Below are 21,880 nucleotides of genomic sequence, written 5' to 3' on the forward strand. Positions count from 1 at the left end.
TCCGATCGATGCCCAGGGCCTCAAAGAACTACTGATTCGCCTGAATTAGCATTTCTCGTAAGTGCAGTCTGTCGGGGGACGGGCGGGACGTCCGTGAGCACTTCGGAGATCGACTATGGGGCGCTGTTCGCGGCGGCTCCGACCCCGTACGCGGTGCTGGACCCCGACCTCGTGATCACGGAGGTCAATCACGCGTACCTCACGGTGACGGGCAGGACCCGTGAGGAGCTGATCGGAAGCGGCGTGTTCGACGTCTTCCCGGCCAACCCCGCGGACTCCTACGGCGCCGGGCGGCGCAGGCTGGAGGACTCACTGCGCTGGGCGGCGCTGTCACGGCAGCCCGACACGATCGCGCCCGTCCGCTATGACGTTCGAGCAGCCGGGCGGTCAGAGGCGTTCGAAGAACGCTGGTGGTCGCTGACCGTCACGCCCGTGACCGGCCGGGACGGCGCGCTCGCGTGGCTGCTGGTACGGCTCGCGGACGTCACCGCGTTCGTCGGCTTCAGCGGCTACGGCGACCGGCCGCCGAACGAGAGCCTGACCGGGCGGGAGCAGGCGATGGCGGCCGAGCTGTTCTACCGCGCGCGGGAGCTGCAGCGGCTGAACGACGAGCTCCGCCTCTCCTACGCCCGGGAACGTGAGGTCGCCCTCGCGATCCAGGCCCGCATGCTGCAGGCGCCGGACCTGGCCCGGCACCCGGAGATCGCGGTGCGGTACGAGCCGGCGACCGAGTCGCTGCACGTCTGCGGCGACTGGTACGACGTGGCGGACCTGAGCGACGGGGTCTTCTCCATGGCCGTCGGTGACGTCGTCGGCCACGGGCTCGAGGCCGCCGCCGTCATGGGGACACTGCGGTTCGTCCTCAGCGGCGCCGTCCGGAACACCCACAGCCCCGCGCAGGCACTGCAGTCACTGGACCAGTACGCCGGATCCGTCGACGGGGCGCTGGCCGCGACCGCCGTCAAGGCGGTGATCCACCCCCGCAGCCACCTCATCGCCTACAGCAGCGCCGGTCATCCACCGCCCGTGCTCGCGCACGCCGACGGTGGCCACGAACTGCTCGACAAGGCGACCGACCCGCCGCTGGGCGTCCGCCCCGAACCCGTTCCCCGGCCCCAGGCCACCCTGCACTACCGCTCGGGGGACACCCTCGTGTTCTACACCGACGGGCTCATCGAACGCCGCGGTGAGGACATCGACGCCGGCCTGGCCCGGCTCACCGGCGCTGTCTCCGAGTACCGCGCGCTGCCGCCGCAGGCCCTGGCCGACGCCATCCTGGCCCGGCTCCGCCGCGGCGCCTCCGACGACGTCGCCCTCGTGGTCGTCCGCCTCTGACCGGCGAACGTTCGCCGCGGTGACGCCCCGGCACGGCGCATGCCGGACGACGGCGTGCCACGGCCGCGCGTGCGAATCACGGTTCCGGCCACCCGAGTCCGCCTACCCACTGTGACGGGCCGTGCGGTTCGTGTGAGCTGAGAAGCACTCCGGCGGTACGCCGCCGATCCTCCACCCCCACGAGGTGACCATGCTTCTCACGCGACCGGACCCGGCCGCCGCCGCGCCCGCCATGTACTGGCGGGCGGTGTTCCCCGGCACCCCCGACCAGGCCCACGCCGTACGGGCGTTCGTCGCCACACTGCTGCCCGGCCGGCCGCGGCTCGACGAGATCATCCTGGCCGTCGGCGAACTCGTCGCCAACGCCTTAAGGCACACCCGCTCCGGGCAGGGCGGCTCGTTCACCGTCGACGTCTACCACGCGGCCGGCCGTACGGAGATCTCCGTGACCGACCAGGGCGGCCCGGCCGAACCCGCGGTCACCGACGCCGACGACCTCGCCGAAGGCGGGCGCGGCCTGCGCACGATCGCGTTCCTCGCCGACGGCTGGGGCTGGCACGGCGATGACCAGGGCCGTACGGTCACCGCCGTCTTCACCGCGGAACCGCCCGCGACGGCCGTCCGCCCCTGCCCGGAGCCGGTGTCCCCCGCGACGGCCGAGGGGAGGTGAAACCATGGAATACCAGCTCAGTGGCGTGTCGTGGCGCAAGGCGGCACGGTGCGGCGGCTACACGGGCGAGGACGGCGAGGCATGCGTGCTCGTCGCCGTCGTCGAGACGGACCGGCCGTGAGCGACGGGTGGCGGCCCCGGGTCCCGCCCCGGGCCGCGCCCACGAGAGGGGACGCCGTGCACTTCCACGCGTACGGCTACCGGGGGCCCGGCGAGGCCGTCCGGCCGTACGACGTCGCGCGGACGCCGGGCGGGGCCGGGTTCGAGACCTCACCCGTCCCGCCCGAGCGGACCTCCGCCTGGCTCGCCAAACCCGCCCGATTCATCAAGGGCACCTGGGACGACCCGGCCGACGCCGTCGCCTGGCTGGAACGGCGGCACGCCGAACTCGAGCCGTCGATCGCCCACCCCGAAATGCGACGTCACGCCCCGGCCGTACGGGCGATGGCCGCGATCGCCCTCGACACCCTCCGGCGCGGCAACGACGTGGTCTGGGCCTGGTGGCTCACCGGCGGCAACGTCGCGAACTACGCCGTCATCTGCTGCCCCAACCGCGACATCGAGGCGCGCTGTCCGCTCGGCCGGCGCTGAGCGGCCCGTCTCAGCGCGTGAGCAGGAACGTCGCGGCCACGGCGAGCGCGCCCACCGGCGCCCCCGCGATGACCTGGGCGGGAGTGTGGTGGGCGAGACGGACCCGCGACCAGCCGATCACCGCGACGACCGGCAGGCCGAGCAGGAACCACGGCCCCTGGACGATGGTCAGGACCGCCACCGTCCCGGCGGCGACACCGCTGTGGAAGCTGATCTTCCAGAAGCGCGTGATCGGGATCATCACCAGCAGGCCGGCCAGCATCGCCGCCTCGACGGCGATGACGTCGCGGGGCGCGCCCGCGGCGACCAGCCCGGCGATCCCCGCCGCGACCAGGATCAGGGCGATGAGCAGCGGTCCCTTACGGTGCTCGCGGCTGGTCAGGTGATGGTCGCCGATCCGCCGCCGGATGACGCCGGTGAGGATCACGGCCATCGGGGCCAGGCTCGCGCAGACCGCGCCGGCCAGCCCCTAGGCCAGGCCCGGCACGTGTGCCGAGTGCCAGCCGACCGCCAGGAACAACACGATGATCAGGACCCAGGGGGCGAAGACCTCGGTGACGGCCCGGGCGATCCACGTCCCCCGGCGTTCGGTGGAGGTCGCCGACGGGCCGGCGGTGGTCGTCACGGTCATGCGGACCATTCAACCGAGTTCGGCCGAGTCCGGTGGGAGAAAGAGCGGGATGCCCGCCATCGAAAAAGGAGGGATTCGCACTCCCCTCCATTTTCAATCTATAGCGCACCCCGGGGCTTGCGGCAAGACCCGGGTCGTACCGCAGAATCGGCGGCCGGGGCCGGAACCTGCGGATATGAATTCCGCGGGCCGAGCCTCCTCGAACGGGGGGTACTCATGATCGACGTGATCATCGTCGGCGGCGGGCCGACCGGACTGATGCTGGCCGGGGAGCTGCGCCTGCACGGGGTGCACGTGCTCGTGCTGGAGAAGGAGGCGGAGCCGACGCCGTACGTCCGCGCGCTCGGGCTGCACATGCGCAGCATCGAGGTGATGGACCAGCGAGGCCTGCTGGAGCGATTCCTCGCGCACGGTAAGCAATACCAGGTCGGCGGCTTCTTCGCCGCCATCAGCAAGCCGTGGCCCGACCGGCTGAACTCCACGCACCCGTACGTCCTCGGCATCCCGCAGCCCGTCACCGAGCGTCTGCTGGCCGAGCACGCCATCGAGGCCGGCGCCGAGATCCGGCGCGGCCGTGAGGTGGTCGCGCTAAGCCAGGACGACCAGGCGGTGACCGCCGAGCTGGCGGACGGCACGCGGCTGCGCTCCCGCTACCTCGTCGGCTGCGACGGCGGCCGCAGCACGGTGCGCAAACTGCTCGGCGTCGGCTTCCCCGGCGAGCCGACCAGGATGCAGACGCTGCTGGGCGAGATGGAGGTGGCCGAGGACCCGGCGACGGTCGCCGCGATCGTCACGAAGGTCCGCGAGACCAACAAGTGGTTCGGCGTCGGGCCCATCGGCGACGACGGGGCGTTCCGCGTCGTCGTGACCGCCGCGGGGGTGACCGAGGACCGCTCGGTCCCGCCGACCATCGAGGAGGTCAGGCAGCGGCTGCGGGCGGTCGCCGGCACCGACTTCGGCGTGCACTCACCACGCTGGCTCTCCCGGTTCGGCGACGCGACCCGGCTGGCCGAACGCTACCGGGTCGGGCGGGTCCTGCTCGCCGGGGACGCGGCGCACGTCCACCCGCCCGTGGGCGGGCAGGGGCTCAACCTCGGCATCCAGGACGCGTTCAACCTCGGCTGGAAGCTCGCCGCCGAGGTCCAGGGCCGGGCGCCCGAGGGGCTGCTGGACAGCTACCACGCCGAACGGCACCCGGTGGCCGCCGACGTGCTGGACAACACCCGCGCGCAGGCCGCGCTGATGTCCCTCGAACCGGGCGCCCAGGCGATGCGCCGGCTGATGACGGAGCTGATGGACTTCGACGAGGTGAACCGGTACCTGACCGAGAAGATCACCGCCATCGGGGTCCGGTACGACCTCGGCGACGGGCACGACCTGCTCGGCCGGCGGATGCGCGACCTCGGCCTGAAGCGGGGCCGCCTCTACGAGCTGATGCACGGCGGCCGCGGGCTGCTGCTCGACCAGACCGGGCGGCTCTCGGTCGCGGGCTGGGCCGACCGGGTCGATCACGTCGTCGACGGCAGCGAGGAACTGGACGTGCCCGCCGTACTGCTGCGACCCGACGGTCACGTGGCCTGGGCCGGCGAGGACCAGGCGGACCTGCTCGGCCCGATGGCGAGGTGGTTCGGCGCGCCCGCCGCCTGAACGGCACGACTCTCGGGCGTGTTTCCCCTATACACTCCAGCCTTGCATGTCCGGATCAGGGCGGATGTGCCCGTTCTGGACGAGGCGAGTGAGGTTGCATGCCGACGCATGAGTGGACGCTGGCCGACGACCGCCCCGGCATGGGCGGCCCGCGGAAGGGCAGAAAGGCACTCATCGCCGTCCTGGTCATCGTGGGCGCCATTGCGCTGTTCGTCGTGCTGCGCCCGTTCGCTCCCGGACTGGGCGAGCAGGGCGGGCCGAAGCTCGGCCACCGGACCTACAACGCCAAGGTCGGTTGCCAGGTGGACAGCTCGGGAGACTCCGGGACGGTCACGATCGACGGCACCATCAGCGGGGACGCGCCCCACTTCACGGTGACCGTCGAGGTGCTCGACGCCGCGACGAAGCAGCGGCTCGCGGTGCGGACTTTCGAGGTCCGCGGCACCACGAAGTTCGGTGGTACCACTCCGGCTCAGGCGCCGCTCGGCCCGGCCGGTATCGAGTGCCGGATCTCCAAGGTCGTCTGAAGACCGACCCCGGGGTGGGCGACGACCGCATCGGTCGCGTCCTCGGTCGTGCGCCGAGGCGCGGCCGGTGTCCGCACGGCGGAGGCGAGGAGCGCCAGCTTGTCGGCGCTGTCACTGCCGGGGTCCGGGTGGTAGATGACGAGCTTCTGGCCCGTCGTGCCGCCGGCGCCCAGCCGCTCCACGTTCAGCCGGAGGTCACCGACCTGAGGATGGTCGATGTGCACGGGCGCGCCCTCGCACACGCGTACGTCGTGGCGGGCCCAGAGCCGGCTGAAACGAGGACTGGCGAGAGAGAGCTCGCCGACGAGTTCGATGAACCGGAGATCGTCCGTGTCGGTGCCGACGGAGTTACGGAAGCCGGCGACCATGACCGCGGTCGCCTTCTCCCAGTCCGGGTGCAGGGCCTGCTCGGCCGGGTCGAGGAACACGTCCCGCAGGCGGTTGGCCCCCGGTGCGATGCGCGGTGACAGCGCCGTCGCCAGGGCGTTGGCGGCGAGGATGTCGAGGTAGCGGCTCTCGACGAAGGCGGGCAGCGGGAGTGTCGTCACCAGCTTGGCGATGCCGGGGGCGACGGTCTCCTTGCGCGGGCGACGCCGGCGCCTCCGGGGTTCGCCCGCGCCGAGGCGTAGCAGGTAGGCCGTCGCGTCGTCGTTGAGCAGCAGCACGCGGGCCAGGGACTCCAGGACCTGCGCGGAGGGGTTGCGATCGCGGCCCTGTTCCAGTCGCAGGTAGTAGTCGACGCTGATGCCGGCGAGCATCGCGACCTCCTCACGGCGCAGGCCCGGCACGCGCCGTACTCCGAAGACGGGAATGCCGACCTGTTCGGGAGTGACACGCTCGCGGCGGGCGCGAATGTAGTCGCCCAGCAGGTTCGATGCCTCGGTCATCCGTCCACCGTAGTTCGCGTACTCCGTGCGTGCCTGGTCCTGTCATCCCCAGGGGCGCGGGGGCCCTGGCTCGGCCGGAGCCTCGGCGGCAGCGTGATCGGCGATCCACCGATCGACGCCGACGAGTACGACGAGGAGCGAGACATGGCAACGTACGTTCTGGTACACGGGGCCTGGCACAGCGGACGGTGCTGGGAGCGGGTGGTCCCGTTCCTGACGCCGGCCGGACACCGGGTGCTCACCCCGTCGCTGACCGGCCACGGAGACAAGGCGCATCTGCTCGGCCCCGAGGTAGGGCTCGACACGCACGCCGACGACATCGTCCGGCTGATCACCGAGGAGGAGCTCACCGAGGTGATCCTCGTCGGGCACAGCTACGCCGGGCTGGTCATCTCCTCCGCGGCCAACCAGGTCCCGGACCGGATCGCCCACCTGGTCTACCTCGACGCGATGGTCCCGGAGGACGGCGAGAGCGCCGCGGACGTCATGCCCGTGACGCAGGTCCTGATCGACCGCGCGGCGAGGTCAGGCGGTGGCTGGCGGGTGCCGCCTCCCGAGCCGCCGCCGTCCTCGGGCCTGTTCGGCGTCACCGACCCGGCGGATGTCGCCTGGCTGCGCACGATGCTGTCGGACCAGTCGGTGCGCTGCCTCCGGCAACCGGTCCGGCTGGACAATCCGGCCGTGAACCTGATCCCGCGGACGCACATCCACTGCGTCGCCGACGTGCCGGAAGGCTATGAACGGCGACCCGTCCCCGCCGTACAGCCCAACGGATCCCCGGCACAGGTCTGGGAACTGCCGACCGGCCACGACTGCATGGTCACCATGCCGGCCGAGCTCGCGTCGCTCCTGCTCGAACTCGGGTGACGCTCGTCCCGCGCCGACCGCACCGGCCCGGCTAGTAGCTGTAGGGCGTGGTGATGAACTCGGCCAGGACTGTGCCGCCGGGGTCGAGTGTGTAGAGTCCACGACCACCGAACAGGTGGTTGATCTCGCCTTCACGGGACTTGCCTGGGTTCGGCCAGAAGGGGACGGAGTCCTTCTTCAGACGCGCCAGGATCATGTCGAACTCGTCGTCGGTCACGAGGAAGGCGACGTGGCTTTCGTTGACGCGGCCAGGGGGGACCAGATCGTCGGCGAAGTCGATGCCGACGTTGTTCGATGTGTTCACCTGGGTGAAGCGGCCGTAGTCGATGGGGGTGGGGGCGGCCATCAGGTCGGCCAGGAACGCAGCGGACTCTCGCCGGTTACGGCAGTGGACGATGAAGTGGTTCAGCTCGTTTGCCATCTCGGCTCCTTCAGCGGGGGATGCGCAGCGTCCTGGCCGGGCCTCATGGTGTGCGTTGGAACATGCCGGCTCCCGGCGCATCAGCTCTTGAGCGTGCCGCCGAACTCCTCCGGGAGGAGGTCGGCCTGCTCGGCGCCGCTCCTGATCAGGTCGAGGATCGTGTCGGCGACCCGCTCGGGCGACTGGGGCACCAGCCCGCTGGAGGCTTCCATCTGAAGCGCGTCTTCGACGTTTCCGCGGACCGTTCCGACGAACTCGGTCTCGGTGATCGATGGGAACATCATCGACACGGCGATGCCTTCGTCGGCGAGCTCGGCGCGGGCGATGGCCGAGAGCTTCTGGAGAGCGGCCTTGGAAGCGGAGTACGCACCGGACCCGGGCAGCGTCGACCAGATGATGCCGGAGCCCACGTTCACGATGGCCCCGGTCGCCTGCTTCCGCATGTGCGGGAGGACTGCCTGCGTCATGACCAGGGGTGCGACGAGGTTGAGTTCGAGGACGGCCCGGAAGTCGTCGGGGTCGATGGCGTCGACGGTGGCCTGGAGTCCTTGCCCTGCGCTGTTCACCAGGATGTCGATCCGCCCGAACTCCTCGATCGCGGCTCCTACAGCCGCCTCAACCTGGGTCCGGTCCGTGACGTCGCACGGCACGGCCAGGGCCACGGACTCGCCGAGTTCCTTGGCGAGTTGCCGAATGCGCTCCTCACGGCGAGCGATGAGCACGACTCGCGCGCCGGCTCGGGAGGCGGCTCGTGCCGTGGCCGCTCCGATGCCCGACGACGCTCCGGTCACGAGCACTACGGCTCCGTTGATGTCCATGGAGGTTCCTTCTTCCGTGAATCGGGGGTGATTACCCGCGAGCAGTGCCGTGGCCTTCAGGAGCCGAGTGGCGTGTTCGATGCTATCGGATGATAGCTATCATGCGATAGGAAGGTATCCTCGCGGCATGAGCGATGTCAAAGCCGCCGGCCTCCACGAGCTGGCCGACCTGATCTTCGCCGTGGGGCGGCAGTTGCGACCCCCGGCCGACCCCGCTTTCGAGCCGTGCACGCCGATCGAGATCAGCGTCATGCGGTTCATCAACCGCAACCCCGGCACCTCGGCGCGGGCCGCGTCGGAGGCGACCCTGCTCCCGTCGAGCAACTTCAGCCGGGTGCTTCGTGGCTTGGAGAAAAGAGGTCTTGTGGATCGCATCGTGGACGACCGCAACCCCAGAGGCGTGCGTCTGTACCCCACGGAGAAGGCCCACCAGAATCTCCAGTACCTCCGCGACAACTGGGATCAGACCCTCCAGGGCATCATCGACGACCCCGCCACCATCGAGATCGTCAACGCCACACTCCGGCGTATCGAGGACGAACTCATAGCCCGGCGCAGCGGCACAGAGAACCGGGGCACCCGATCCGACTAGGCGGTCGGGACGCCGCAGATGCGGACGAGTTCCCCCGCCGCCCAGCGGATGGACGGATGCTCGTCATCCCGCAGGTGGAGCAGGGAGGGGACCGCGGCGATGACCGCCTCGCGCTCCTCACCGGGGCCGTCGGCGATGTCCGCGATGAGGAGCAGCAGGGTGTTGCGCGCCCGGTTCGTGGGGATGAGCATCCGCTCGACCAGGAACGGCACTGCGGCGGCGGCCGCGCTGACCGGCGTGTGCTTGGAGACCAGGAGCCCGTAGAGCCTCTTGACCGCGGCCTGCGCCGTGTCCTCGTCATCGGAGGCCACCTCGGCGATCAGACCGGGGACCTCGTAGGCGGGGCCGCGGTTCCCCCAGAGGGAACCCCAGTCGATCTCGCCGAGGCGCAGCCGCAACCCGCGGGTCGGCCACAGCCGGTCCCGGTCGAGCCGGAGCGCCGCGGTGCCCTGCCCGGTGGTCACCTGCAGCACACCGTCGGAGGTCAGGGTGAGGGCCTCGACACCGGTCCCGATCGGCAGGTCCGCGACATCCATGGAGCGCAGGTCCCAGACCCGCGCCAGCCCGTCCGCCCAGCCGGCGACCAGTGCCGGGCCGGTCTCCAGGCGCGCGGACGTGAGAGCGGCCACCGGCGCCCTCCGCCGGTCGAACGCCGTCCGCGCCGGCGCCCGGTCGGCCGCCCAGTACCGGAGCACCCCATGAGAGTCGCCGCTCACGACCACGGGGCCGCCGCCGTCGGGCCGGTGGCAGGCGACGGCCGTGACCGGCGCGCGATGCAGGGCCCGGTCCGCGATCCGCGATCCGTCGGCCGCCCAGACGTGGACACGGCCGGTGGAGTCTCCCGCGACGACCGTCGTCCCGTCCTGGTCGGCGGCCATCGCCGTACGGCCCGGCAGCTCGCGGAGCCCGGGAACGCCGGGGACGGACGGAACCGGCGGCGTGCCCCCCGTCGAGATGACCGTCCAGCGGAACCGGTCGTCGGTGCCGCCTTCGGTGAAGGACGCGGCGGGAAGGTCCTCGACGGGAGACGGCACCTCGCTCGGAGCCTTGAGGTCCTCGTCCGTCCAGGTGAGACCCAAGGTCTCCGCGACCTGGACGACGGCCGCACGGGTCCGGCCGTGGATCACGATCGGGTGGCCGGCGCCCGGGCCCCGGCCATGGCGGATGAGCGCGTCCGGAGCCCCGTACGACAGGGCGTCGGCGTCCATCTCCTGCCAGGGCGGCAGGCCCAGCTCCCGGTACGCCGCCTGCAGCCGCTGGACGATCGCGGGGTCACCGTCCACGGCGGCGCGGGAGACCGGCAGAGTCCAGCCGAAGTGCGCGGGGAGCCGTTCCAGCGCCAGGTGCAGGAAGAACTCGGAGATGGACCGGCTCTGCATCACCCAGCCGTCGTGGGTGTTGACCATGACCTTCGGGTCGGGAAGGTGCGCCTCGGAGGCGAGGTAACCCCACTCGTTGACGTACTCGTACTCGGCCATGATGACCCGAATCCGGTCGTCCGGCGGATCCTCGACCGTGTCGGACGAGGAGGGCGGCCACTGGGAGTGCGTCCAGTACAGCCGCGGCCGGAAGGCGAAGGAGTTGACGGGAGAGTCCCACCATTCCAGGAGCGCCGCCGGGATGGGATCGGACTCGTCGGGCTCGTACCCGGGCGCCTCGCCCTCCCGCGTGACGAGGGGTTCGCCGCCGGGGTCCTCATATCCCCACTCGCGCTGCACCTCGTCCAGCAACTCCCAGCGCGACTGCCGCCGGGCGAGCCGTTCCGCGAACCGCCCGTAGTCGATGATCTCCGTCATGCGGAGATCCTAGGAACGCTCCCCGGTGAAGATCACACGATCGCGGTCTCTCTCGGTGAGATCTCGCCCACGGGACGCGATCCGCCCCCGCGAGGGCGGTCGCGCCCCTCCACGTATGCCTCCGTCTAGCCGCGCCAGGGCGGTGCCGAGTGGAACGCCGGGTGAACCTCGATCGTCGGCGCCAGGCCGTGGAGGAGCCGGCGGGCGCGGGACAGCGGATGGTCGGGGAAGTGCTGGTCCCACCACGGATCCTCGGACCAGTTGCGCGGGAGACCGCCCTGCACCTCGGGCGCGTACGGGTGCTGGGCCCAGTAGCGCATCATCTCCTCAGGGGGACGGCCCTTGCCGTGCTCCGCCATGAAGCGGTCGAGCGCCACCGTGTCCCGCATCCCGGTCACGCCCTGCTCGACGCACAGGAACTTGAAGACCAGGCTGCGGTCGGCCCGTGGCAGGGTGAAGGACGGGATGTACGCGACCCCGGGCCGGTCGGGCAGCGGCAGCTTGACGATCTGCTGGAAGGCGGGGAGGCCGTGCAGGGTGACCGGGTCGAGCTCGATCAGGCCTCCGCCGGAGGCGGCCGTGCGCGCCACCGTGTCGCGCCGGAGCGCGTCCAGGTCCTCCAACGGTGCCGCCAGGTTGGGAGGAATGTCGAAGACGTGCAACTCGGCGATGTCGCCGTCGGAGTTGCGGTACGCGCCGGGCTGCAACTGCTCCCAGCCGGTCTGATCGAAGCGAATGGACATGAGTCGGGAGCTTAGAGGCACCAGCCGACGGAAAGGCGCTTCGCCCGACGCCTCAGCGGGATCGTAGGTCGGCGCACCAGCTCTCGGTCGTGGTCAGGTACTCGCGGCCCACCGCCTCCTGGGCGGCACGCTGACCCGCCATCAGGAGTTCGCGGGCCGGGGCGCGGTGGGCCGGGTCCAGCCAGGCGGTGACCTCGTCGGCGGCTGTGGCGGTGAGCTTGCGCCGGCCGCTCTGCGGGCGGGCCCGCTCCAGCAGCGCGCCGTACAGGCCGGTGGCGGGCCGGACGGCGGGCAGGCCCTCGGCGGCGGCGATCGCGGCGGCGTTCGCCGGGATGCGCAGGCCCTTCTCGTCCAGGTCGGCGAAGTACGCGACCTCGGCGACGGGAAAGGGGAGCCGGGCGACGGACAGCACGGACGCCTCGAACGCCGCGCCGGCGCCCCAGCCGACCGCGCCGACCCGATGGCCGGGGCGGTCGCGGAGCACGTGGACCAGCGAGTCGAACGTGTCGGCGTTCTCCACCACGAGCAGCAGGTCACCGGGGCCCACGGTCTCGCTCGTGAAGCGGACGACCGCGCGGTAGGTGACGAGCAGGTCAAGGGTCAGCCGGCCCGGCCCGAACAGACCGGTCGGCAGCAACCGGTCCAGGACCTTCTCGTCGCCGAAGATCTCCAGCGAGCGTTCGCGCAGTGGGGCCGGGGTGGCGTCGCGCCGGGCCGTCTTGAGCCACCGGTCGACCGCTTCGAGGCGGTTCCGCTGGACGGGCGTGATCCGGGTCTCGGGGACCCAGTTGAGCGTGTGGTGCCACACCACCTGGTGGTGCGCGGGCGCGGGTGCGGGCCGCGCGGGCAGGGTGACGAAGCGGGGCAGCGGCGGCTGCTCCGTACGGTCATAGGAGTCCCCGTGCGGCCGGGTGAGCAGCCTGGCACCGTCCAGCTCCTCCAGGACCTCGGCGAGGACGGACCGGCGGCGGGCGTCCGTGGCGAGGGCCGGGTCGGCCTCGTCGAGGATCGCCCACAGGTCGCGCAGGTGGACCCGACGACCCTTACGGCCGCGCAGCAGCGCGGCCATGCGCTCCGAGCGGGGGCTTAGCTCACCTGTACCGTTCGCCGCGCCGGTCGTCGTCATCATGCCTCCACGTCGTCGGCGGTGGCGGGCACCCCGGCGCCACCCTCGTCAACGTCGGCCTCACCGGTTCGGCCGGGAGCGGGTGGGCGGGTGAAGGCGCGGGTGGCGGTGACCTCGCCGGTCTCGTCCGGGTCGGGGAGGTCGTCCAGGGACCTGCGGATCGTCTCGTCGACCGACAGGTACTTCAGGCCGGCGCGCAGGTCGGCGTCGTTGCGGAGCCGGACGATGAGCGGGAACACGCTGAGCGCGCCCGTGTCGAACAACCCGGTCGTGTAGACGAGCTGCACGCCGAGGGCCTCGGCGACGGCGATCTGCAGCTCCAGGAGGTACCCGGCGGACGCGCGGCCGATCGGGTTGTCGAGGAACAGGACGCCGGCGTGCTGCCGGCGGGTGTGGCCGCGGTCGTTGGCGCGCAGGGCCGCCATCGTGCAGTACAGGATGATCGCGGCGGTGAGGAGCTGGCCGCCGGAGAAGACGTCGCCGATCTCGGCGACGCGGACGCGTTCGGTGCGCAGCACGGCGTCCGGTTTGAGCATGTCGACGCGGACGCCCTTCGGCATGGCCGCGCGGACGCCGCGCAGCAGCAGCGTGCGGCCGTCGCGGCGGCCGGCGCCCTTCGCGCGGGCGGGGTCGGCGGAGGTGGCGTCGTCGATGACGGCGCCGAGGGCCTCGTCGAGCAGGTGCGGCTCGGCGGTGTCGAACCGGATCCGGAGGAACTCCTGGCCGGACCACTCGCCGAGGCCGTCGGGCAGCGTGGACAGCCGCCGGGAGGTCCGCAGGATGGCGAGCGCCTGGTCGACCATGCCGCGCAGCCGGTCGACGATGGCGGAACGGTGGCGGTCGATCTGGGCGAGCTCGTCGGTGAGGCTGCGCAGCCGGGGGCGCAGCGCCGGCTCCCACTCCTCGGCGTACTGCGGGAGGCTCTCCCGGTCGACGCCGACGATCTGGCGGCGGACCGGGCTGTCGACCTGCGCGAACCGGTCGTCGGCGGCGTAGTGGGCCAGCGCGTCCGCGGCCTTGCGCACGGCGCGTGCGGCGTCGTCGGCCGCCTGCGCGGTGTCGCGAACCCGCCCCATGAGCTCGTCGAGCCGTGCCTCGGCCTCGTCCATCGTGCCGCGGAACGGCGCGACGTCGGCGCCGGTCTCCTGCGGGACGAGCTCGCCGAGCCGGTAGGCGTACGCGGCGAGCCGCTCCACCGTCCGGCCCGCGGACTCGACCTGCCCGGCGAGGCGCTCCTGGCCGGAGCGCAGCTCCTCGTGGGTGCGGCGGGCGGTGTCCCATTCGGCCTCGGCGCGGGCGACGAGCCTCTCGGCCTTGCCGATCGTGGTGGGGCGCTCGTACGGGGCTTCGAGCGTGACCTCCTGCGGCGGGAGCCGGCGGTGCTCCTCCTGCAGGCGGGCGCGCAGGTCCACCTGCGCGTCGTGTTCCTCCTCGCGGGCCGTGATGGCGCGTTCGGCGCGGCCGGTGGCGGCGGCGCGGGCGGAGGCGTCGGCGCCGTCCGGGCCGGCGAGGAGGCGCTCGGCGAGGTCGCGGATCCGCCGGTCGACGGTCTCGACCTCGGCGAGGGTCTCGCGTTCGCGGGCCTCGGTGTAGGTGAGGTCCTCGCGGAGGTCGTGGCCGATCCCGGCGCGTTCGTACGCCCGCGCGGCGGACTCGTACGCGTCGCGCAGCACCTGCACGGGCTGCGCGGCCTGCTCGGGTGCGGGGGCGGACGGGTCGAGGGTGCCGGCGCCGGGGATGCGGCTCAGCTCGTCGCGGGCGTGGTTGAGGGTCCGCCGCTGGTCGTCGGCCTCGCGGCGGGCCTCGTCGGCGGCGGAGCGCAGACGTCCGGCGGTGCGCCGGTGCTCCTCGGCGGCCTGGTCGTGGGCGTCCGCCGCCGCGCGGGCGCGCCGGCCGGTCTCGCGCCACTCCGGCAGGCGGGCGGTGGTCTCGGCGAGCCGCGCGAGCCGCCCGGCGGCGTCGCCGGCCCGCGCCTCGTCCTCGCGCCAGGCGGGGAGGCCGCGCTGGATCTCGTCCTCGGCCTGTTCGATCGCGGCGATGCGCGTCTCCAGGTCCGCCAGTCGCGTCTCGGCGGCGGCGAGGGCCTCGTCGGCCCCGGCCTTGTCCGTACGCAGCCGCTCCAGGGTGCCGGGCGGGTGGTCGCGCTGCCACTGGCGCAGCCGGTCGTGCAGGTCGCGGTCGGCGCGCAGGCGGTCGGTGAGCGCGGCGAGGCGGTCCGTGCGTTCGCGCCGGCGCTCCATGATGGCCGCGCGCTCCTCCTCGGCGCGTTCCTCGTCGTACATGGCGGGGTTCGGGGGGACGAGGAACCCGACGCCGGCGGCCGGGGGCGCGTCGGGGTCGCCGAGGTCCGCGGTGGTGCCGACGGCGACGATCCCGCAGGGCAGGATCCGCGCGGCGGTGAGGACCTCCTCGGCGCGTTCGAGGTGAGCGGGGTTGTTGAGGACGATGCCGTCGATCAGGTGCGGGTGGGCGGCGAGCACCCCCTCGCGGTCCTGCGGCGGGAGCGTGGAGAGGTACCGCCAGCCGGACCAGGCGGTGATCTTCTCCTGTTCGAGGACGGTGAGGGCCCGGGTCACGTGGGCGGCGGGCGGTAGCAGGCCGCCGGTGCCGAGCGCGTCGAGGACGCGGTCGTCGGCCGCCGCCTCCATGCGCAGGTCGGCCTGTTCCCGCTCGGCCTGCGTGATCGCGTCGTCGAGCAGCTGCAGCAGGACGGGCGCGTCGGTCTCGGGGTCGATCGTGTCGGCGCCCAGCAGTTCGGCGGCCCGCCGGTCGCCGGACAGGGCCCGCGCGGCCGTCTCGGCGCGGTCGAGGGCGTCGGCGGCGGTCTGCGCCGCGCTCTGCCGTTTCCGGCGGTCCTGCTCGGCGGCGCGGACCTCCCCGCCCAGGCGTTTGCGGTCGGCGGCCATCTCGGACAGGTCCCGCAGGGCGGCGGCGACCCGCTCGGCGGTCTCGGCCGCGCGCTCGCGGGCCTCCTCTGCGGCGGCGCGCACGTCGGCGTCCGCGCCGGGCAGCAGCCCCTCCTCGGCGGAGGTACGAACCGCGGCGAGCGCGGTCGTGATCCGCTCCTCGGCCTCGGCGGCCCGGCCGCGTTCGCGGGTCGCCTGGGTGATGGCGTCCTCCAGTGCGGCGTCCTCGTGGCGGGCCTGCCCGGCGTGTTCGGCGGCGGCCCGGTCGAGGCGGCCGGCCTCCTCCTCCGCGGCGGCGGCGAGCGCGGACAGGCCGCGCGCGAGCCGCCGGGCGGCCTCGTCCCGCTCGGCCAGCAGTGGAGCGGCCTTCGATTCGCCCTCGGCGACCAGGCGGCGTACGCGCTCGGCGTCGTCGTACGCGCGGCGGTAGGCGAGGATCGTCTCGGCGGCCCGCCACGCGGTGAGGGTCTCGCGGGCCTCGTCGCGCCGGGTCCGCAACCGCTCCAGCTCGGCGGTCGCCGCGGTCAGGCGCAGGCCCGCGAGCTCGCGGCGCAGCTCGCCGTGGACGCGGCCCAGCCGCCCGGCCAGGCGGCCGGCGTGCTGCTCGCGCTCCACGGCCGTGCGCTCGCGCTCACTCAGCTCGGTGAGCCGGGCGGTCTCCTGCCGGTGGCGTACGGTGATCGCCGCGCCGAACGTCTCCGCCGCGCCGCGCGCCCGCTCCCGCGCGGTCTCGGCGTCCCGCAGCGCGCGGGCGGCCTCGGTCAGCGGTTCGAGGCGGTCCAGCGCGCCCTGCACGAAGTCGCGCTCGGCCATCAGGCCGTCCCGGCGGGCGAGGCCGGCGGCGTACTGCTCGACGACGTCACCGAGGCTGCGCAGGTCGTCCTCGTCGAACACGGCCGTCAGCAGCCAGTCGACGAACGCCTCGTCGTTCTTGAACGCGAACGCGTCGGCGGCCTCGCCCTCCCCGGCGTTCATCTTGCGCTGGTAGTCGAACAGCTCCGGGTCCAGCCCGAGGTTCGTCAGCCGCATCCGCCACTCACCGTGGTTGGTCTCCCAGACCACCTGCAGGTGCGGCTCGGCCTTGCCCGCCTCGCCCAGCCGGTCGCGGAACCCGCTCATCGACACGACCCGGCCGTCCTGCGTGAACGGCAGGGCGTCGAGACCGAACGACGCGGTCGGGCTGAAGGAGTACCAGGCCTCGTTCAGGCGGTTCGGGTCGGTCGACACGACGTGGTCGCGCCACGCCGACACCTTTCCGACGACCACCCGGCGCCCGGTCCGCACGTGCTGCCACTCCAGGGCGACGTGCGCGACGTCCTGGGCCAGCACGAACTTGTCCAGCACGCGCGTGCCGCGCGCCCCGACGACCTGCCGCCGCCCCGGCAGCATCACCGAGAAGATCAGCTTGATGAGGACGGACTTGCCGCCGCCGTTCTCCAGGAACAGCACCGTCGCCGGGCTCGGCCGGCGCGGGAGAGCACGGCCCGGCTCCTCCGCCATCAGGTCGAACAGCGCCTCCCGCTCCGGCCGGGCGACGGGCGCGCCGACGTCCCGCAGGTCGAGCGTGACGTTCTGGTACCGGGCGCCTTTCGGGCCGACCGAGAACAGCCGGACCCGTGCGAGCTCGTACACCAGGACTCCGTTCAGAGAGTGTCGGAGGAGACGGCGCGCAGCGTGCCGTGTCCGTCGGTGACCGTGACGACGCCCAGGTCGAGCAGTTCCGCGAACGCGCGGTCGGCGGCGAGCTCGCGCACCTGGACCTGGTAGCGGGGCGTGGTGCGGTACGTGCCGCCGCCCTCGCCGCCCACCTGCGACAGGAACCCCTGCTCGGTGAGGAACTTCAGCGCCTTCGTGACCATCGACCGGGTGGCGTCCGGGGCGAGCCGGCCGTCCTTGGTCGCCGCCGCGGACGGGCGGCGCGCGTACACCCGCCAGGTCTTCTCCAGGTCGGGGGCCTCCTCCAGCGGGTCCAGGCTCTCCTCCGCCGCGGCGGCCTTCTCGTCCAGGACCCGGCACGCCTCGCGGACGACCGCGTCGACCTGCTCGACGCTGACCCGGCCGATGTAGGAGTCGTTCGCCAGGTCGGCCGGGCGTGGGTAGGCGACCGCGGCCACCGCCAGGTGCACCAGCCCGTGCAGCATCTTCTCCCGGCGGTCCCGGGCGGCGGCGCGGCGGGAGTAGTCCTCCATCTTGATCTCGAACAGCGACCCGTCGGTCGCGGCGAGCACGAGACCGGTCTGCTGGGAGCAGGCCAGGACGGCGAGGCCGAGGCCGTTCGCGACGGCGTTGGTCAGCTCGGCGAAGGTCTCGTCCTCCCGGTAGCGGCGGACGTAGTCGCCGTACGCGAGGTCGCGGGCCGGCAGCAGCCGGGGCCGCATGCCGAGGGTGATGAACTTCGCGGCCTCGGCGGCATCCGTGATGGGGACGTTCACGCTCACGCGACCGCTCCTCGCTCAAACTCGTCCGACACGCGGGCGAGGCCGACCAGCAGGTCCGCGCCGCCGAACTCCGGGTCCGCCAGCCGCGTGCCGTCGTCGATCGCCATCAGGACCCGGTCGTCGCCCTGCCGGACCGCGACCCCGATCTCGGGGGACACCGCGTGCAGCACCCGCAGGAGGACCAGGTGCGGCAGCGCCGGGTCCTCGGCGCGCGCCTCGGCGAGCAGCGCGGACAGCCGGCGCGGGGCGCCGGTGAGGTCGAGCAGGTCGTCGGCGCGCGTCCACTGCTCGTCGCCGAAGACGTCCGGGTCCGGCGGGGGCATCAGGTCCGGCTCGGGCAGTGCCCCGGCCAGGTCGTCGCGCTCGGTGCCGGGGGCGATCAGCATGCGCACCACGTCGCGGAGCCGGACCACCGTCGGCGTCGCGAGGCCGGCGGCCCCGTGGAAGAACGCGCCGGCCGGCCCGGCGGCGTCGGCCACGCTCAACTGCAGCGTGGGGCCGAGCAGCTGCCCGAACAGGTCGACCGTCGCGCGCTGCGGCGGCCCGGAGAACTGCTGGCGGTCCTGCTCCGCGCGGAAGATCGCGTTCGCCTCGATCAGCCGGGCCTGCAGCTGGGTGTGCCGCTTCACGCAGTCGGCGACGATGTCCACCAGGATCGCCGCCCGCCGCTTGCGCTCCGGATCGGTCGCCTCGTCGCGGGCGTTGCGGATGTTCGCCAGGATCGCGGTCTCGGCGCGGTACCGCGCGGTGACGTGGGTGAGGGCCGCGTCGATCAGCTCGGGGATCTCCTCCTCCCAGTCGACCGAGCGCACGTCACGGCGGGTCGCCTCCAGCTTGCGGCGCAGCCGCTCGGCGTACTGGACGGTGGCGTACCTCGCCTGCTGCGCGGCGGCCTGGGCGTCCGAGAGCTTCCCGCGCTCGATCAGGTTGCCGAGCTTGATCTCCGCGGCGATCTGCGCGGACTCCACGTCGGTGTCGAGCGCGCCGATGAGCACGTTGATCGCCTCGTCCGAGGCCCGGAGGTACACCTCGCCGTCGGCGTCCGCGAGCTCGGTGAGCAGCTTGAAGTCGAACGCGAGCCGCTGGTACGCCCCGTCCGCGGCGAACGTCCCGTAGAAGACGCGGAAGCCCCGGTCGACGCTGCCGACGTTGATGAGGTTCTCCAGCACCCAGCGGGCGACCTTCTCGTGCTCCTGCGGCGACCGGTCCGGCGCCTGGGCGGCGATGAACGGCAGCACCCGCCTGATCACGGCGTCGTGGTTCGCGCCCCGGTCGAAGTCCATGGTGATGGTCACCTGGTCGATGATCTGGAACGCGATCTCCGCCATCGCGTACACCGACGCGTCCGCGAAGTCCAGCCGCGTCTTGCGGGTGTCCAGATCGTGGAGAGGCCCGGTGCACGCGAGCGCCTTGAGCCGCCGGACGAGACCGTCGTCGAGCAGGGCCGCGGCGGCGACACGCCCGGAGTCCGATTCGTCACTCACGAAGAGTGACTCTAGTCGCGACGAGTGACACGGGTGACCGCCTTGCCCCGCGCCGTCATCGCACGAGACCGGCCCCGCCCCTGGCGGTCCCCTGGTGCGGCCGGTTCGATCTCACCCGGGGAGGTCGACGCGGGCGCGGGAGGGGCCGCCGCCGGGGGTGAGGGCGACGAGGCCGGGGTGGCGCTGGGCGGCGAGGGCGCTGCGGACGATGGCCTCCTTGTAGAGGGCGGCGAGCCGGCCGGTGAGGACGAACTCCACGGGGCTGTCGTCCGCCCGTACGTACTGGACGAGGGCGTCGCGGCGGCCCAGGCTGACGCACTGGTTGACGTACCGGAACCGGAACGGGCCGGGCGCGCGCCGGCCCAGGCCCTGCCGGATCGCGCGGGCCACGTGGCGGGCGGCGGGCAGGCCGGTCGCGCACGCCATGCGCAGCTCCTGCCCGCCCTGCCGGCGCATCACCGCCGCGTCGCCGATCGCGTACACCTCCGGATGCGACACCGAGCGCAGCGCCGCGTCCACGAGCATCCGGCCGCGCTCGTCCACCGCGAACCCCGCCTGCCGGGCCAGGTCCGGCACCCGGAACCCGGCGGTCCACACGACCGTGCCGGCGGGCACGTGCTCGCCGCCGGTGAGGAGCACGCCGTCCGCGCGGACCTCGGCGACCCGCGCGTCCTCCAGGACCTCCACGCCGAGCCGGTCGAAGACGCGCCGCAGGTGGCGGCGGCCGCGGTCGGACAGCGCCGCGCCGAGGCGGCCGTCGGTCAGCAGCCGTACGGCCAGGTCCGGCCGGGTCTCCGCGAGCTCGGTCGCCGACTCGATGCCCGTCAGCCCGCCGCCGACCACCGTGACGGCGTCATTGTCGGCGAGCCGCTCCCGCAGCCGTACGGCGTCGTCCGCGGTGGCCAGCGGGAAGGCGTGCTCGGCCGCGCCGGGCACGCTCTCGACGTCGGACCGGCTGCCGAGCGCGTACACGAGGGTGTCGTAGCCGAGCCGCCGCCCGTCGGCCAGCTCGGCCTCGCGCCGCTCGGCGTCGATCGCGGTGACCCGGCCCACGACGAACTCCACGGGCGCTCCGCCGAGCAGCTCCGCGATGGGCCGGGTCCGTACGTCCTGCCCCGTCGCGACCTGGTGCAGGCGTACGCGCTCCACGAACCGGTCGGAGGCGTTGACCAGCGTCACCCGCGCGTCGCGGTGCCGGGCGGTCAGCCGAGCCGCGACCAGCCCCGAGTAACCCGCGCCGAGGACCAGAATGCGTGCCGCCATCTCACTCGTCCCTTTTGCCGACGATGTGCCGTCGGAGGGGTGACTCGGCGGCCCCGCCGGTTCGTGACAACCACCGGGGTGATCGTGGTCACAGGGCCTGCGCCGCCGCGTAGGCGAGCTTGTCCGGGTTGAGCACGGCGTGCAGGGCGGCCACCCGGTCTCCGTCGAGGTCGAACGACAGGACCATGTAGAGCGAGCCCGCCTCGTGGAAGACGACGGCCGGCTCGCCGTTGACCGTGCGGATCGTGACGTCCAGGCCGGCCGCGCGCGGGTCGGCGGCCAGGGCGGCGACGAAACGCGCCACGCGGGACGGCCCGAGGACCGGGCGCCGGGCGGCCGTGACCTTCCCGCCGCCGTCGGACCAGACGACGACGTCCTCGGCGAGCAGCCTCTCCAGGCCGGCGAGGTCGCCCTCCGCCGCCGCGGCGAGGAAGCGCAGCACGATCTCCTCGCGGTGGGCGGTGCTCGCGGTGAACCGCCGCCGGGGCTCGCTCACGTGCGCGCGGGCCCGCCGGTACAGCTGCCGGGCGTGGGCCTCGCCGACGTCCAGCACCTCGGCGATCTCCGCGTGCCGGTAGCCGAACGCCTCCCGGAGCACGAACGCGGCACGCTCGGGCGGGGTCAGGCGCTCCAGCAGCAGCAGGACGCCGAGCGAGACCGACTCGCGCTGCTCGGCCGTCTCCAGGGGGCCCAGCCGGCCGTCCTCGGTGAGCACGGGTTCGGGCAGCCACGGACCGACGTATTTCTCTCGGCGGGCGCGGGCCGAGCCGAGCCGGCTCAGGCACAGGTTCGTCACCACCTTGGTGAGCCAGGCCGCCGGGACCTCGACCGGTCCGCTCGCCTCCCAGCGCAGGTAGGCGTCCTGCAGCACGTCCTCGGCCTCGGTGGCCTCGCCGAGCAGCCGGTACGCCAGGCCGAACAGGCGCGGCCGGTTCTCCGTGAACTCCGCCAGCTTGTCCATGCCTCTCCCGTACGCCGCCGATGGACCGCATTATTCACTATCGGTGCCCATTCGGACGATCCGTCGAGTGATTAAAGTTCAACCGAAATGCCACCGAGTGCATTCTTCGCGCCGGGCGAACAATCGGTATTCACCGCCGTCTTATTGATGTGCAACAACGGCGACGGTTAGGGTGTC

20 protein-coding genes are annotated in these 21,880 nt (G+C 73.0%); 7 read left to right on the forward strand and 13 right to left on the reverse strand.

Translation table 11 applies throughout. The features are described from left to right. The first annotated feature begins 93 nt into the window (after positions 1 to 93). The 3 genes from NE235_RS38040 to NE235_RS02535 all read left to right on the forward strand — a co-directional run bounded on the left by NE235_RS38040 (position 94) and on the right by NE235_RS02535 (position 2,596). On the forward strand, positions 94 to 1,335 hold the full coding sequence (locus tag NE235_RS38040) for a PP2C family protein-serine/threonine phosphatase (RefSeq protein WP_252799021.1): 1,242 nt from the start codon (positions 94 to 96) through the stop codon (positions 1,333 to 1,335). A gap of 190 nt (positions 1,336 to 1,525) precedes the next feature. After that, positions 1,526 to 2,005 carry an ATP-binding protein gene (locus NE235_RS02530; protein WP_252799022.1) on the forward strand — a complete coding sequence of 160 codons (480 nt, stop codon included), beginning with the start codon at positions 1,526 to 1,528 and terminating at the stop codon, positions 2,003 to 2,005. A 117-nt stretch (positions 2,006 to 2,122) separates the two neighbouring features. Further along, positions 2,123 to 2,596 carry a hypothetical protein gene (locus NE235_RS02535; RefSeq protein WP_252799023.1) on the forward strand — a complete coding sequence of 158 codons (474 nt, stop codon included), beginning with the start codon at positions 2,123 to 2,125 and terminating at the stop codon, positions 2,594 to 2,596. A gap of 10 nt (positions 2,597 to 2,606) precedes the next feature. Here NE235_RS02535 and NE235_RS02540 read toward each other — a convergent pair whose 3' ends face one another. Further along, on the reverse strand, positions 2,607 to 3,029 hold the full coding sequence (locus NE235_RS02540; protein WP_252799024.1) for a phosphatase PAP2 family protein: 423 nt from the start codon (positions 3,027 to 3,029) through the stop codon (positions 2,607 to 2,609). A 36-nt stretch (positions 3,030 to 3,065) separates the two neighbouring features. Further along, positions 3,066 to 3,227, reverse strand: a complete 162-nt coding sequence (locus NE235_RS02545; RefSeq protein ID WP_252799025.1) for a hypothetical protein — start codon at positions 3,225 to 3,227, stop codon at positions 3,066 to 3,068. A gap of 216 nt (positions 3,228 to 3,443) precedes the next feature. Here NE235_RS02545 and rox point away from each other — a divergent pair, with 216 nt between their 5' ends. Beyond that, a complete protein-coding gene (gene rox / locus NE235_RS02550) occupies positions 3,444 to 4,874 on the forward strand; it encodes a rifampin monooxygenase (RefSeq protein WP_252799026.1) in 1,431 nt (476 codons plus the stop codon). 98 nt (positions 4,875 to 4,972) lie between these two features. Further along, positions 4,973 to 5,401, forward strand: a complete 429-nt coding sequence (locus NE235_RS02555; protein ID WP_252799027.1) for a hypothetical protein — start codon at positions 4,973 to 4,975, stop codon at positions 5,399 to 5,401. On the opposite strand, the gene NE235_RS02560 is transcribed toward NE235_RS02555, so the two are convergent. Beyond that, positions 5,347 to 6,288 carry a helix-turn-helix domain-containing protein gene (locus NE235_RS02560; RefSeq protein WP_252799028.1) on the reverse strand — a complete coding sequence of 314 codons (942 nt, stop codon included), beginning with the start codon at positions 6,286 to 6,288 and terminating at the stop codon, positions 5,347 to 5,349. The two genes, NE235_RS02555 and NE235_RS02560, sit on opposite strands and share 55 nt — an antisense overlap. Before the next feature lie 144 nt (positions 6,289 to 6,432). Between NE235_RS02560 and NE235_RS02565 the strand changes: the two genes are divergently transcribed. Further along, complete coding sequence (locus tag NE235_RS02565) at positions 6,433 to 7,155, forward strand: alpha/beta fold hydrolase (protein WP_252799029.1); 723 nt, start codon at positions 6,433 to 6,435, stop codon at positions 7,153 to 7,155. 31 nt (positions 7,156 to 7,186) lie between these two features. On the opposite strand, the gene NE235_RS02570 is transcribed toward NE235_RS02565, so the two are convergent. Together NE235_RS02570 and NE235_RS02575 are read right to left on the reverse strand one after the other, a co-directional pair. Beyond that, positions 7,187 to 7,576, reverse strand: a complete 390-nt coding sequence (locus tag NE235_RS02570) for a VOC family protein (protein ID WP_252799030.1) — start codon at positions 7,574 to 7,576, stop codon at positions 7,187 to 7,189. Positions 7,577 to 7,656: 80 nt separating this feature from the next. Beyond that, complete coding sequence (locus NE235_RS02575; RefSeq protein ID WP_252799031.1) at positions 7,657 to 8,394, reverse strand: SDR family oxidoreductase; 738 nt, start codon at positions 8,392 to 8,394, stop codon at positions 7,657 to 7,659. Between the two features lie 127 nt (positions 8,395 to 8,521). On the opposite strand from NE235_RS02575, the gene NE235_RS02580 reads away from it, so the two are divergent. Further along, the gene (locus NE235_RS02580) at positions 8,522 to 8,986 is read left to right on the forward strand and encodes a MarR family winged helix-turn-helix transcriptional regulator (RefSeq protein WP_252799032.1); all 465 of its coding nucleotides are present in this window, start codon (positions 8,522 to 8,524) and stop codon (positions 8,984 to 8,986) included. Here NE235_RS02580 and NE235_RS02585 read toward each other — a convergent pair. The 8 genes from NE235_RS02585 to NE235_RS02620 all read right to left on the reverse strand — a co-directional run bounded on the left by NE235_RS02585 (position 8,983) and on the right by NE235_RS02620 (position 21,703). Further along, positions 8,983 to 10,782, reverse strand: coding sequence for a WD40 repeat domain-containing protein (locus NE235_RS02585; protein ID WP_252799033.1), 1,800 nt, complete (start codon positions 10,780 to 10,782; stop codon positions 8,983 to 8,985). The two genes, NE235_RS02580 and NE235_RS02585, sit on opposite strands and share 4 nt — an antisense overlap. A 125-nt stretch (positions 10,783 to 10,907) precedes the next feature. After that, on the reverse strand, positions 10,908 to 11,525 hold the full coding sequence (locus tag NE235_RS02590; RefSeq protein ID WP_252799034.1) for a hypothetical protein: 618 nt from the start codon (positions 11,523 to 11,525) through the stop codon (positions 10,908 to 10,910). A gap of 52 nt (positions 11,526 to 11,577) precedes the next feature. Beyond that, positions 11,578 to 12,654 carry a DUF2399 domain-containing protein gene (locus NE235_RS02595; protein ID WP_252799035.1) on the reverse strand — a complete coding sequence of 359 codons (1,077 nt, stop codon included), beginning with the start codon at positions 12,652 to 12,654 and terminating at the stop codon, positions 11,578 to 11,580. Continuing rightward, on the reverse strand, positions 12,651 to 17,189 hold the full coding sequence (locus NE235_RS02600; protein WP_252799036.1) for a coiled-coil domain-containing protein: 4,539 nt from the start codon (positions 17,187 to 17,189) through the stop codon (positions 12,651 to 12,653). Before NE235_RS02600 ends, NE235_RS02595 begins: the two co-directional genes overlap by 4 nt. Positions 17,190 to 17,200: 11 nt before the next feature. After that, positions 17,201 to 17,995: a hypothetical protein gene (locus NE235_RS02605; RefSeq protein ID WP_252799037.1), complete on the reverse strand. Its 795-nt coding sequence runs from the start codon at positions 17,993 to 17,995 to the stop codon at positions 17,201 to 17,203. Then, positions 17,992 to 19,479, reverse strand: a complete 1,488-nt coding sequence (locus NE235_RS02610; protein WP_252799038.1) for a hypothetical protein — start codon at positions 19,477 to 19,479, stop codon at positions 17,992 to 17,994. Before NE235_RS02610 ends, NE235_RS02605 begins: the two co-directional genes overlap by 4 nt. Positions 19,480 to 19,590: 111 nt before the next feature. Further along, positions 19,591 to 20,742, reverse strand: a complete 1,152-nt coding sequence (locus NE235_RS02615) for an NAD(P)/FAD-dependent oxidoreductase (protein WP_252799039.1) — start codon at positions 20,740 to 20,742, stop codon at positions 19,591 to 19,593. Positions 20,743 to 20,830: 88 nt separating this feature from the next. After that, entirely contained in the window at positions 20,831 to 21,703 is an 873-nt protein-coding gene (locus NE235_RS02620; protein ID WP_252799040.1) for an RNA polymerase sigma-70 factor, read from the reverse strand. Positions 21,704 to 21,880 lie beyond the last annotated feature (177 nt).

This window comes from Actinoallomurus spadix (assembly GCF_024055725.1).
In the GTDB taxonomy this organism is placed as follows: domain Bacteria; phylum Actinomycetota; class Actinomycetes; order Streptosporangiales; family Streptosporangiaceae; genus Actinoallomurus; species Actinoallomurus spadix.